This is a genomic window from Cylindrospermopsis sp. CR12 (assembly GCF_001432185.1).
In the GTDB taxonomy this organism is placed as follows: Bacteria; Cyanobacteriota; Cyanobacteriia; order Cyanobacteriales; family Nostocaceae; genus Raphidiopsis; species Raphidiopsis raciborskii.
Genome location: NZ_LMVE01000042.1, coordinates 98725 through 111732 on the forward strand (window position 1 = coordinate 98725; position 13008 = coordinate 111732).

Annotated in this window: 12 protein-coding genes and 2 pseudogenes; 9 read left to right on the forward strand and 5 right to left on the reverse strand. The window is 42.0% G+C overall.

What is annotated here, in order from left to right:
- Window positions 1-38: 38 nt before the first annotated feature.
- On the forward strand, window positions 39-692 hold the full coding sequence (nth, locus tag ASL19_RS04925; RefSeq protein WP_006276608.1) for an endonuclease III: 654 nt from the start codon (window positions 39-41) through the stop codon (window positions 690-692).
- Window positions 693-720: 28 nt separating this feature from the next.
- On the opposite strand, the gene ASL19_RS04930 is transcribed toward nth, so the two are convergent.
- A complete protein-coding gene (locus ASL19_RS04930) occupies window positions 721-2256 on the reverse strand; it encodes a YifB family Mg chelatase-like AAA ATPase (protein WP_057177489.1) in 1536 nt (511 codons plus the stop codon).
- Between the two features lie 171 nt (window positions 2257-2427).
- On the opposite strand from ASL19_RS04930, the gene ASL19_RS04935 reads away from it, so the two are divergent.
- From ASL19_RS04935 to ASL19_RS04945, 4 genes and pseudogenes are all read left to right on the forward strand, one after another.
- Complete coding sequence (locus ASL19_RS04935) at window positions 2428-2778, forward strand: histidine triad nucleotide-binding protein (protein WP_006276606.1); 351 nt, start codon at window positions 2428-2430, stop codon at window positions 2776-2778.
- A 323-nt stretch (window positions 2779-3101) separates the two neighbouring features.
- Window positions 3102-4018 (forward strand): annotated as a pseudogene (psbA, locus tag ASL19_RS04940) (photosystem II q(b) protein); the annotation flags it as partial.
- Window positions 4019-4021: 3 nt separating this feature from the next.
- A pseudogene (locus tag ASL19_RS18510) lies at window positions 4022-4119 on the forward strand (photosystem II protein D1); the annotation flags it as partial.
- A gap of 565 nt (window positions 4120-4684) precedes the next feature.
- On the forward strand, window positions 4685-5059 hold the full coding sequence (locus ASL19_RS04945; RefSeq protein WP_057177490.1) for a hypothetical protein: 375 nt from the start codon (window positions 4685-4687) through the stop codon (window positions 5057-5059).
- 28 nt (window positions 5060-5087) lie between these two features.
- Here the strand turns inward: ASL19_RS04945 and ASL19_RS04950 are convergent, their stop codons facing one another.
- The gene (locus ASL19_RS04950) at window positions 5088-5561 is read right to left on the reverse strand and encodes a hydrogenase maturation protease (protein ID WP_057177491.1); all 474 of its coding nucleotides are present in this window, start codon (window positions 5559-5561) and stop codon (window positions 5088-5090) included.
- A 12-nt stretch (window positions 5562-5573) separates the two neighbouring features.
- On the reverse strand, window positions 5574-6752 hold the full coding sequence (locus tag ASL19_RS04955) for a M20 family metallopeptidase (protein ID WP_057177492.1): 1179 nt from the start codon (window positions 6750-6752) through the stop codon (window positions 5574-5576).
- 373 nt (window positions 6753-7125) lie between these two features.
- Here ASL19_RS04955 and ffh point away from each other — a divergent pair, with 373 nt between their 5' ends.
- From ffh to ASL19_RS04975, 4 genes are all read left to right on the forward strand, one after another.
- On the forward strand, window positions 7126-8568 hold the full coding sequence (gene ffh / locus ASL19_RS04960; RefSeq protein ID WP_006276600.1) for a signal recognition particle protein: 1443 nt from the start codon (window positions 7126-7128) through the stop codon (window positions 8566-8568).
- 91 nt (window positions 8569-8659) lie between these two features.
- Window positions 8660-8923, forward strand: coding sequence for a 30S ribosomal protein S16 (gene rpsP, locus ASL19_RS04965; protein WP_006276599.1), 264 nt, complete (start codon window positions 8660-8662; stop codon window positions 8921-8923).
- A complete protein-coding gene (locus ASL19_RS04970; protein WP_057177493.1) occupies window positions 8883-9302 on the forward strand; it encodes a KH domain-containing protein in 420 nt (139 codons plus the stop codon). The genes rpsP and ASL19_RS04970 overlap by 41 nt, the downstream gene beginning before the upstream one ends.
- Window positions 9303-9379: 77 nt before the next feature.
- Window positions 9380-10333, forward strand: a complete 954-nt coding sequence (locus ASL19_RS04975; RefSeq protein ID WP_006276597.1) for a PhoH family protein — start codon at window positions 9380-9382, stop codon at window positions 10331-10333.
- A 71-nt stretch (window positions 10334-10404) separates the two neighbouring features.
- Here ASL19_RS04975 and ASL19_RS04980 read toward each other — a convergent pair whose 3' ends face one another.
- Both ASL19_RS04980 and ASL19_RS04985 read right to left on the reverse strand, forming a co-directional pair.
- Window positions 10405-11664 (reverse strand): DUF4912 domain-containing protein, encoded by a 1260-nt coding sequence (locus ASL19_RS04980; protein WP_057177494.1) that lies wholly within the window; start codon window positions 11662-11664, stop codon window positions 10405-10407.
- A gap of 338 nt (window positions 11665-12002) precedes the next feature.
- The gene (locus tag ASL19_RS04985; RefSeq protein ID WP_057177495.1) at window positions 12003-13007 is read right to left on the reverse strand and encodes a glycosyltransferase; all 1005 of its coding nucleotides are present in this window, start codon (window positions 13005-13007) and stop codon (window positions 12003-12005) included.
- Window position 13008: the final 1 nt, after the last annotated feature.

Here is a 13008-nt window from a genome sequence, read left to right on the forward strand (position 1 = left end):
TAGTCGCAATGTTAAAATCATCAGAATCCTGCGTCTCCATGGGTAATAAAAAAATCTCCAAACTATCTAAAAGGGGACTAGCTTTAGAAATTCTCTCTCGTCTTTATCGTCTTTATCCTGATGCAACCTGTTCTCTAAACTATCAAACCCCAGTCCAACTTTTGGTGGCCACTATTCTTTCCGCACAATGCACGGATGAAAGAGTTAATAAGGTAACCCCAGATTTATTTGGTCGCTTTCCCGATGTCCAAAGTTTAGCAGAAGCAGATGTATTAGAATTAGAGAAATTAGTTCATTCTACTGGTTTCTATCGCAACAAAGCCAAAAACATTAAATCCGCGTGTATGATGATAGTGAGTGATTTTAACTCAATTGTTCCAAATAAGATGGAGGAACTATTAAAACTACCCGGGGTAGCAAGAAAAACGGCAAATGTGGTCTTAGCTCATGCTTATGGTATTAATGCGGGGGTGACGGTGGATACCCACGTTAAAAGATTAACTCAACGGTTAGGTCTAACAGCAAGTACCGAACCAATTAGCATAGAGAAAGATTTAATGGAACTACTACCCCAACCGGAATGGGAAAACTGGTCAATAAGATTAATATATCATGGTCGTGCAGTTTGTAAAGCTAGATCTCCCAGTTGTGAAAATTGCGATTTAGTTGATGTATGTGCTAAAAAACTTTAATAAAAAAATAAAAATCTATTGTAACTCTCTACTGCATTCTATCTATAGTTCTATATTGAATTGCCTCTGCGACGTGTTGAGACTTTAAGTTTCCCTCATCTGCTAAATCCGCAATAGTCCGTGCTACTTTAAGAATGCGATCGCTCGCCCGTGCGGAAAGTCCTAGTCGTGTAATTGCACTTTCTAACAGCTTACGACTTGTATCATCTAACTTGCACCATTTTTGTAGATGACGACTTTGCATGTGAGCATTGGATTTAACATGGGGTTCAGACTGAAAACGAAGGTTAGCAATAGCTCTGACTTTTTGCACTCTTTCTCTGACAATTTTGGAGGATTCTCCCCTGGTTTCGCGAGTAATTTCCTCTGGTTTCAACCGGTTTACTGCTACCTGTAAATCAATTCTATCCATTAATGGACCCGACAACTTTGCCCAATATTGTTCTCGTTGTCGGGGGGAGCAAGTGCATGGTTGGACTGCATCACCATAATATCCACAAGGACAGGGATTGGTACTAGCAACCAAAGTAAATAGTGCTGGAAAAACTACTGATTGACGAGTGCGAGAAATAGTTACATATCCATCTTCTAAAGGTTGTCTCAAAAATTCCAAAACATCCCTTTTAAATTCTGTTAATTCATCTAAAAAAAGCACACCTCTATGGGACAGTGAAATTTCTCCGGGGCGAGGAAAACTACCACCTCCCACTAGGGATGGACCGGAAGCGGAGTGGTGAGGACTGCGAAAAGGACGCTCGTACACTAATGAACCACGGTTTTTCAATAAACCAGCAACAGAATGAATGCGAGTCACTTCCAAAGATTCAGAAAATTCCAATGGTGGCAAAATCCCTGGTAAGCTTCTGGCCAACATTGTTTTTCCACTCCCGGGGGGACCGACAAAAATCAAATTGTGTCCCCCTGCAGCGGCGATTTCTAATGCTCTCCGGGCGTGGGATTGACCCTTAACATCCTGCAAATCCGCCGAGTTAGAAGATGTAGATAATAGACTTTCCTGGGTGGGTTTTAAACTTACCTTCTTGTGGTTTTTGATGTTATTTAATAAATCCACCACTTGTAAAATGTTAGTGCAACCGTAAACATTTAAACCCTCTACTACTGCTGCTTCTTGAGTATTTTCCATGGGTACTACTAAACTACTAATCCCCAATTTTTCAGCAGCAGCTGCAATGGGTAAAACTCCTGTAACGGGTAGGAGTGTACCATCTAGGGAAACCTCGCCTAAGAATAAAAATTCTCCCAATAAATCAAGATTGACTTGTTCTGATGCGGCCAAAATTCCTATACTAATAGGTACGTCAAAAGCAGGTCCTTCTTTCCTAAGATCTGCGGGAGTCAGATTGATCACTATTTTACGTACAGGAACGTTAAAACCTGCATTTCTCAAGGTTGCTTTTACCCGTTCCTTAGACTCTTGAATTGCTGAATCGGGTAAACCTAAAATGATAATTCCTGGTAATCCTCCACCAGAAATGTCCACTTCCACGCCTACTTTCACAGCGTCTATACCAACAATGGATGCACTCCAGACTCTAGATAGCATTTTACTATGGGAAGAACTTTTGATATCACTCCACTTTATAAAAGCAGATTTGTTCCCAGATTGCCATTGGGGAAATTACGCAAAACTACTCTAAAACTACTTTTGAGATGGCCAGATTTGTCCTAAAATTTACAGACAAACCACTTTAGCAATATTTAACAGCAATTCTTCATGACTTTAACTCCAGACACCATTTTCGGTAAAATCATCCGTCGGGAAATACCCGCCAACATAGTTTATGAGGATGAATTGGCTTTAGCATTTACAGATGTTAACCCCCAAGCACCCACTCACATTCTGGTCATACCCAAGAAACCCATAGTCAATCTAGCTACTGCACAAGCGGAAGACCAGCTGTTGTTGGGACACTTATTATTAACCGTACAAAAAGTCGCCCAAATAGCGGGTCTTGAACAGGGTTATCGCGTAGTTATGAATACAGGACAGGATGGAGGACAAACAGTCTATCACCTGCACATACACATCCTGGGGGGAAGGTCCTTGTCCTGGCCTCCAGGTTGAAAAGACCCAAAATCCCCGAGTCAATCCGGGGGTAGGGAGGCACAATTATTCTTAGGATGGGTTAGTGGTAGCCTAACCTGTGCGGGTGTTGGGTTTCATACTTCAACCCAACCTACGTTCATCTTACTATTTAATTCCACCCACTCCTGGAGGTTTATATTCAAAAACTATTTGATAAACTTATCATAATCAGGAAATGTTATCAGATTTACTAATAGTAAACCCCTTTACAATAGAAGAAGTATCCTTTAAATTAGTATATCAAGTAGGGATAACCGCCTACTTATTATCATATCATAAAGCTCATAAAGCAATCATAAAAAATGACCACTACCTTACAACAGCGCTCTAACGCTAGCGTATGGGATCGTTTCTGTGAATTCATCACCAGCACCGAAAACCGTATCTACGTCGGTTGGTTCGGAGTGCTAATGATCCCTACCCTATTGGCTGCAACCACCTGTTTCATTATTGCCTTCATCGCTGCTCCCCCTGTGGATATTGATGGTATCCGCGAACCCGTGGCAGGATCTTTGATTTACGGAAACAACATCATCTCCGGTGCGGTTGTTCCTTCCTCCAACGCCATTGGTTTGCACTTCTACCCCATTTGGGAAGCTGCTTCCTTAGATGAATGGTTATATAACGGTGGTCCTTACCAGTTGGTAATTTTCCACTTCCTGATCGGTTGCGCTTGCTACTTAGGTCGTCAGTGGGAATTGTCCTACCGCTTGGGTATGCGTCCTTGGATCTGTGTAGCTTACTCTGCGCCTTTGGCTTCTGCTACTGCAGTATTCTTGATCTACCCCATCGGACAAGGTTCCTTCTCCGACGGTATGCCTTTAGGTATTTCCGGTACATTCAACTTCATGATTGTGTTCCAAGCTGAACACAACATTTTGATGCACCCCTTCCACATGCTAGGTGTAGCTGGTGTATTTGGTGGTAGCTTGTTCTCTGCAATGCACGGTTCTTTGGTAACCTCTTCCTTGGTGCGTGAAACCACCGAAACCGAATCTCAAAACTACGGTTACAGATTCGGTCAAGAAGAAGAAACCTATAACATCGTTGCTGCACACGGCTACTTTGGTCGTTTGATATTCCAATACGCTTCATTCAACAATAGCCGTTCTCTACACTTCTTCTTGGCTGCATGGCCAGTAGTTGGTATTTGGTTTACTGCTTTAGGTGTAAGCACCATGGCATTCAACCTGAACGGATTCAACTTCAACCAATCCATNNNAAGTAATGCACGAGCGCAATGCTCACAACTTCCCCTTAGACCTAGCTGCTGGTGAAGTTGCTCCTGTTGCTTTGACTGCTCCTGCAATCAATGGTTAATCTCAAACAGTTTTAATTGATTGAAAATGCCCTCCAGTAATGGGGGGTATTTTTTTGGTTTCTTTTTTCAATTTTTTTAATTCAATATAAATATCCTGATCCATAGGAAATTTAGCAGAAAAGCAAAACATGATTTTAGCATACTTCCTTCAACATTATACTGGGTGACAGTATCGATAATTTCATTTTTTTAGTTAGTTATGTCTATCATTATGTCTAGCTGGAAATCTCAAGACAGGGACGACGATAAATTAAATACTGATAACGCAACAACATCAAAATCAATCTTTCACCATCGTAAACTACCTCTAAATACTGATTGAGAATTTGAAAATTAGAGTTTTATTGGTAGTTAGGTAGTGGTGGAGGAATGCTCACCAAAGCTAATCAGATGGTACATACCTGTCCAAGAAGTTATTTATATTTCTCCAGCAATAATTATTGGGGAGTAGATTGTAATGATATTGGTGCTTATTATGATGATTAAGCCCAATCTTTTCTAAAACCCAATAAGGATGTTTTTATTTGACGACTACCGACAAATAACATAGGAAAATCAACGGAAATGGTTAGAATAAAGTCAGGATTCAACGCTGATGACCAACACCCCATTCAAGCCACTTCAGCAGATATTATTCTGCGCCAACAGCTGGAATACTCTATCAGTCGCTACTTTTATCATGGGTGTGACCGGAATATTCAAAACTTGCTCTCTTACTGTCGTTGGTACATGATAACAGATACTAAAGCTTTGACTTTAGTAATTGAGTGTCCAGACCAGGTAAGCAATTGGCGAATTTTGCAAAAAATTGTCCCCATGGCTAGTTTACTTTACAGTGTGGTTAGCAGTGCCAAAATTCGTATTTGTCCGCCCGATGCTGGTGCTATACCATTTGAAATGAGGGTAGATGAACTCTCTGTTTATCGGGATTGGGCGTAGAACCCGAGATTTATAGGTCTTATAAGTCCTAAGTAAAGTTAGCGTTCTCAATTGTTGTAATTAGTTCTGCAAAAACTAATTGAGCGGAGTGATTAACAGCAGGACTTAAATCTAGACCAAAATCTAGATTTTCCGCTTCAATCAAATAAACAGTCACATCCTGGGGGAAATCATCCGCAAAGATTTTTCTCCCAGCAGCTAGGGCGTGATCCCAACGGAAACCATGCAGGTTATAACCCACTTGGGGTAGACCTTCCAATTCTTTCCCTGGGACTCTAAATATAGCACCAGGTTGGGAATTCGTGCAACTAGCATCCACAATAATTAATTTTTTGCTTCCTCTAGCTTGGAACATCACTTCTATTCCCCCAGTACCACAATCAAAAATCCTCACCTGGGGGTGGGGATTTTCCGCCACATATTGCTGTAATTTCTGGGCAATGATTACCCCCACACCGTCATCATTACGATTGAGATTTCCGCATCCGATGATAGTTAACATGGAATGTTGATCTTATTTTTGCCAATACTTATATGCTGCATAGGCCAATGTCACGACTCCGGTAATAATTGCAGAGTCATCTACCTCAAATTGAGGATGATGTAAGGGATGATTGATAATTCTGTCTTTATAACCCACCCCGAGACGAAACATGGAACCAGGAGCATAATCCAAATAAACAGAAAAATCCTCTGCTCCTAGGGAGGGTTCTGGTAAAACCTGTACGTAATCGCTACCCCATGCTTCTTCCGCAGCAGATTGTAATAATTGGGTTAGGGAATAATCATTTTGCACGCTGGATATACCATGACGGTAATTCACTTGATATTTGGCATTATAACAATTACAAACGTTAGCAACTATTTTATCTATCCATGCTGGCATTTGACTGCGAGTTTCTGGGTGAAGAGACCGCACTGTACCTAGTAACTGAACTCTATCGGCAATTACATTTGGGGCTCTACCACCACTAATTTTACCAATGCTCAATACTACAGGACGTAAGGGATTTTGAGTTCGACTAATAGCTTGCTGTAGGGCAGTAATTACTTGAGATGCAATCCAAATTGCATCTACTGCTTCATGAGGACGAGCGCCATGTCCAGATTCACCTAAAATAATAATTTCTAAATCGTCTGCTGCTGCAGTTAATGCACCATAACGAATACCTACAGATCCGGCAGAAATAGACGGAAAAACATGAACCCCTAAAATGGCACAAACATCATTCATTGCTCCCTCTTGTACCATCCAACCCGCACCCTGGGCAATTTCTTCTGCAGGTTGAAATAAAAACCTGATTCTCCCTTCTACATGGTTGGCTATTTCCGATAGCACCATGGCTGTTCCTAGACCTACTGTGGTATGAACATCATGTCCACAAGCGTGCATCACTCCATCCCTGGATGAACTATGGTCTAGTCCGGTACGTTCTTGTATAGGTAAGGCATCCATATCGGTACGAATTGCCAAAATCTCCTCTCTCGGATGATTGGTGAGTAATTCCCCGACAACACCAGTTTTACCCACTTCCTCTAAGACGTGCAATCCGCTGGAAGACAACACACCCGCCACAAATGCTGCAGTTTGATGTTCTTGACCACTCAGTTCCGGGTGAGCATGAAGGTGACGGTAAATTTCTCGTAAGCGAGGTGCAATATTATTACTTATTTCCTTAATGCGGTTTAGCATTTTTGAAGTTATTTGGAATGTACTTTGCTAAGCTTCCTACCATGATAGTTGATTAATTGGCTAATTCAAGCATATACAGATTCTTTTTTTATCAAAAAACCAGCCAGGGATCTAGTAAAACCTAGAAATATAAATTTTTTATAAATTTTTGTTAATTGAACTCTCAAGGGGTAGCCAAAATGGAATAGATTGGTTATATTTTACTTAATTGACTATACCGAAAGACTTATAGACTATTCAATATGTGATCCCCCCAGTTTGGAACTAACCTCTCTGGGGGGGTCTTGTTTTTGAGGGAGCTAGGTTCTCAAATCAAGTTTGACAATCATAAATTATATACAATGATATATAATGTAAATTCATATTTGACCAGATGTTTGATGCACTATCTGACCGCTTAGAAGCTGCCTGGAAAAAACTCCGGGGACAAGACAAGATCTCCCAATCTAACATTCAAGATGCCTTGCGCGAAGTGCGTCGTGCTTTGTTAGAAGCAGATGTTAACTTACAGGTAGTCAAGGATTTTATTGCCGATGTTGAAACTAAGGCCCAGGGAGCAGAGGTAATATCTGGAGTACGACCTGACCAGCAGTTTATCAAAATTGTTTATGATGAACTAGTGCAGGTCATGGGAGAAGAAAATGTACCCCTAGCAGAAGCACAAAACCAAACCACCGTCGTCCTGATGGCTGGTTTACAGGGTACGGGGAAAACTACCGCTACTGCTAAGTTAGCTCTCCATTTAAGAAAAACTAATCGCAGTTGTTTGTTGGTAGCTACGGATATATATCGTCCTGCGGCTATTGATCAATTAGTTACACTAGGTAAGCAAATTGACGTACCTGTTTTTGAAATGGGTAGTGATGCTGACCCGGTTGAAATAGCTCGTCAAGGAGTGGAAAGAGCCAGGAATGAAGGGATCAACACGGTAATTGTTGATACAGCTGGAAGGTTACAAATAGACCAGGACATGATGGCGGAATTATCCAGGATCAAATCAACTATTGAACCTGATGAAACTCTATTAGTTGTGGATGCCATGACAGGACAGGAAGCAGCTAATCTGACCCGCACCTTTCATGAACAGATTGGGATTACCGGTGCTATTTTGACTAAAATGGATGGTGATAGCCGAGGTGGTGCAGCTTTATCAGTGCGGCAAATTTCCGGAGCCCCAATTAAATTTATCGGTGTGGGGGAAAAGGTTGAAGCTCTACAGCCATTTTACCCTGACCGCATGGCATCCCGTATTTTGGGTATGGGTGATGTGCTGACCTTGGTGGAAAAAGCACAGGAGGAAATTGATCTAGCTGATGCTGAGAAAATGCAGGAGAAAATTCTCTCGGCCAGGTTTGATTTTACCGACTTCCTCAAACAGCTGCGCCTCATGAAAAATATGGGCTCTTTAGGTGGGGTTATGAAATTAATCCCCGGAATGAATAAAATTTCTGATGAGCAGTTAAAACAAGGGGAAACCCAACTAAAACGCTGTGAGTCTATGATTAGTTCTATGACTAAGCAAGAGCGTAAAGACCCAGATTTGTTGGCTAGCTCTCCTAGTCGACGCAGGCGAATCGCTTCCGGTTCTGGTTACAAAGAATCGGATGTGACTAAATTAGTATCAGACTTTCAAAAGATGCGATCGCTAATGCAGCAAATGGGACAGGGTAATTTTCCGCCAGGTATGTTTGGTGGGGGTAACCCCCTAGCAGCAGGAAATCGTCCCAGTCCAGGTTGGCGGGGTTATCCTGGAGGCGCACCACCTACCACCAAGAAAAAGAAGGAAAAAAAGAAAAAAGGATTTGGCACCCTGTAGGTTTCCCTATTCCTTGATGGCTATGCTATAGTTGGGGTTTAATGCCCAAAAAATGACCACTGATAAATTAACAGGAGAATAAACTCTCAACATGATCAAATTGCGCTTAAAGCGACTTGGTAAAAAGCGGGAAGCAAGCTACCGTATTATTGCCATTAACGACCTATCTCGTCGTGATGGTCGTCCTTTGGAAGAACTAGGATTTTACAACCCCAGAACTGATGAAGTGCGTCTTGATGTTCCTGGTATTGTAAAGCGTCTGCAACAAGGCGCTCAGCCTACGGACACAGTTCGTCGCCTTTTAGTAAAAGCTAATGTTTTTGAACAAGTCAGTGCCAACGCCGCATCATCATAAGCTAGAGACAAAATTATCAACAACCAGTCCTAACTATACGGGACTGGTGAGATTTCTTGTGGAACCATTTTTGGACTCCCCAGGGTCTTTGAGAATCGATTGTGAAATGTCCAATACCCTAAAACGGGCTTGGATTCGCATTGCTTTTGACCCTACGGACAAAGGCAAGGTTTTTGGTCGGGGAGGACGCAATATTCAGGCAATTAGGACTGTAGTTACAGCAGCAGCAGAATTAGCGGGTCAATCGGTATATCTGGACATTTATGGCAATAATTCCCATAGTCCAGATGGAAGTGATGAGGAAGAAAAAATATTCCCACCCAAATCACGGAGTGGAAATACCCCCGGATCTTTTTCTAAACCCCGTTTCCGTCGTTAAGTTATCAACAACCTCATACTGGGATCCTTAACTTCTTTAATGAGGTTAAGGATGTATGTTCCACGAATTTTACAAATATGGCAGGTACGGTTATAATTGGGTTGCCTAATATTCCTAGTGCGATCGCACTAGCAGGATATGGGGAAGCAAATCTGAAATTTCTGTCCCAACAAACGGGAGCTAATTTGGTTCTCAGGGGACAAGAACTTCTGGTTTCCGGTAAGGAACAACATGTGGATCTAGCAGTGAAAATAGTCCAATCCCTAGAAGAGCTTTGGAGTACAGGGAATAATATTGCCAGTGCGGATATTTTAACCGCACGTCAAGCAATAGAGGGCGATCGCCAGGGGGAACTGCAGGATTTACAACGGGACATTCTGGCTAAGAGTCGTCGTGGTCAAGAGGTTCGCGCTAAAACTTTTCGTCAACGACAATATATTGAAGCCATTCGCAAACGGGACCTAACATTTGGTGTTGGTCCTGCGGGCACGGGTAAAACCTATCTTGCTGTTGTGGTTGCTGTACAAGAACTGCTATCTAATCAGTTTGAAAGATTGATCTTGACACGTCCTGCAGTGGAAGCTGGGGAAAGACTAGGATTTTTACCTGGGGACTTGCAGCAAAAGGTTAATCCCTACCTGCGTCCTCTTTACGACGCTATTAATGAGTTTATTGACCCGGAAAAAGTACCCAACTTGATGGAACGGGGAATCATCGAAGTGGCACCTTTGGCGTATATGCGGGGACGTACTTTAAACAATGCCTTTATCATTGTTGACGAAGCCCAAAATACTACACCTTCCCAAATGAAAATGGTGCTAACCCGCTTAGGCTTCGGTTCCCGTATGGTTATTACCGGTGATCTCACCCAAACTGATTTACCCCTCAATCAAGACTCAGGTTTGACCGTGGCCTTACAAATTTTAAAACACGTTGAGGGTATTGCATTTTGTGAGTTTACCCAAAAGGATGTGGTGCGTCATCCCCTGGTGCAAAGGATAGTTTCCGCCTATGAAAAACACCAGAAGTAGGGAAAACCCCCGCCATATAGCTATATAGCGGGAGAGAAATTGCAGTTATAAAGTAATGTAAAATTCAATACCTAAGAAAGCCATTCCAGAACAGCTTCTTCCTTGGTATTAGTATGGCGAGAAGGTGTTTCCCGTTCAAACTTCATGTGAATAGAGCGGGTTTGCTCACCATCAGCAGCAACAGCCAAAATTGGGTAGTCAATCAAACCATCTTGGAAGGACATTTGGAAACGGAATGTACCATCTGGATTAAGTTTAATTGGACGACCACCAATGGTCACCGTAGCATCTGGTTCAGTCGCACCATAGACAATTAGTTCCGCATCAGCAACCAACCAAAATTGTCTAGGACGTACAGGTATTGCGGAAGCAGAGAATCCGACACCGGACATGCCAACACCAGACATATTAACGTTAATGCCAGATGCAGTGGGGACTGCCCACATACCAACACCGGATGGGAAGACATAAGAACTTATAGCCTGTTCTGAACGTACGGAACCAGGTACATGCTGCATAGAGCCAAACAGGGAACCAGCAACTCTTTGTGCTTCCCCTGATTCCGCTAAATCATAGATTTTGTCACGAACTGGATCACCTCCAGGGATTGCAGTAGAAACTCCAATCGCCGCTTTCTTAGCAGGAGGTATTAATTCATACTTGGTCTTACCACGCAGGTCTTCCTCAAAATCCACGGTGATGAACACATCTTCAATCCAATCCGAGGGATATACAGGAGGAATATGAACCCTCGCAGAACGTGCTAGCACCAACCAGCGACCATCGGGAGTACGATAGCCAATATCTATAACATAATCGCGATCGCTCACAGGAATAGGTAAGTACCATTCCCTAGCCAATTCGTCCGCAGGATATTCCTGAAGACTATGAGGACTTTGATGATCTAAATCAACATCGGTGACATCATAAATCCGTAGAGCCAATTGTTGTCCACCTTGGCGACGCAACTCTTGCTTATGCTCATTAGGTATATCCCAGTAGGTGTAAGCCCATTGTGGATCCCGGGGTAAAAGTACGATGCGACTTTCACCATAACCACCTGGTAAATCTCCTAGTCCAGCGTCCACGTCAGACAAAGAACCACCATTACGATCTTCTTGACCTAGTTCAAATTTTGTTGCTTCCACGTTTTCCTGCGCCTCCAGTGACTGAGATGGACTAATCGAAAATTTGCGAGTTTGCACTTCTTGAATTGATGCCAGCAGTTGGGATTTACGCATTCTGCTGTACCGAGATACACCATACTCACTGGCAACTTTACGGAGTTGCCTGAGGGTCATCTCCTCCATAGGTGGGCGTTCTTTTGCCATTGGCTTTAGCCTCCAGTAGTTTGTAGGGCAAATTGCTTCCCCTGATTATAGGAAGGTTCATAAAATGTTACCCATTCTAAATGAATTTTCATTCCTGACTTCTGGTTTTGCCCAGTGTATAAGCGTTTTTATTGTTTTTTTAATTTGTTTACATACTTTCCGATTTTGGGATCGGGCGGTGTGTTTTTCCTGATGAAATACTAACAGGTAATTATGCCTATTGATCAAGGAGTAGAGTGGGTTTTTTACCCATTTTACCTATTTATCAGGTCTTCGGGGATCAATTGTTATCAAATTATAACATTTACTCCCGGTTCAGGGATAGTTTTGTTAGGAAATTATGACATTCTACCCAAACAGCTTTGGATAAATTTGCCGTAGACCCTTTTCATCAATAAAGTTGCCAATCGGAATTTAGTGAGTTGGGGAATAGTAGATAATTGATGGCTTTGATGGTCAAAAAAGTGGTTAATTTCCGATAGGATTACTAAAAGTCGTGCTGTGATGCTTTCAGTTCGATGCTCAGACAAAACTTGATTAGACAAAGTTAAATGAACTGAGGAATCCAATATTTTTATAATGCGTTGTAAATCATACTCAATAGAATAACCAGCTATTTTATAGCAATTAAATGCGGGATCTAAATAATCTGAAAGACCACCGTTAATACTAGAAAAAACCTGACAACCACATGCTAAAGCTTCCATGGGTTGTAACCCAAAGCCTTCAGTAACAGACTGTTGGGCCCAGTATTCCGCAGAGTCATAAAGGTAAATCTTCGACCTATTGAATAGTCCTGGTAAATCTGGAACATAAGAATCCGCTACTAAAACCCGACATTTTTGTTGGAGTGCGGGAATTAATTGCTGGAGTAGATATTCTGAGGACTTGCGAGACTGGACTAGGACATCAATATCCCTGTCTAAATGAAGATTAGTAAACTCGTCAGAAATTTGATTAGGTAAGTAATAAATTAAATTATTGGGTGCTTTTTGTCCCCAGTATCCCATAGTATTGCGACTGACCGCAATAATAGGTATAGAAGATGGCAGATGAAATTTATATCCAGCACTGTGAGCATGATAGACCACATTGTATTTTTGCAGTTTACGTACCAATTTAGGAATGTCAAATCCCCAGCTAACCACAAAAATCACATCCTGCAAATTTGGGTTTGGGAGGAGATCGTCCAAAAACAGTAGGTTTTTTTCCCGTTGTCGATAGGTGACAACTTCTGCATTACAGATGTTGCGGACTAAACTAATGGTTTTTAACTCAGCCCAAAGACCGCCACAGGCGAACTTACCATTTGTTCCCGGTAATAAAAAGTAAAGTTTTCTCATT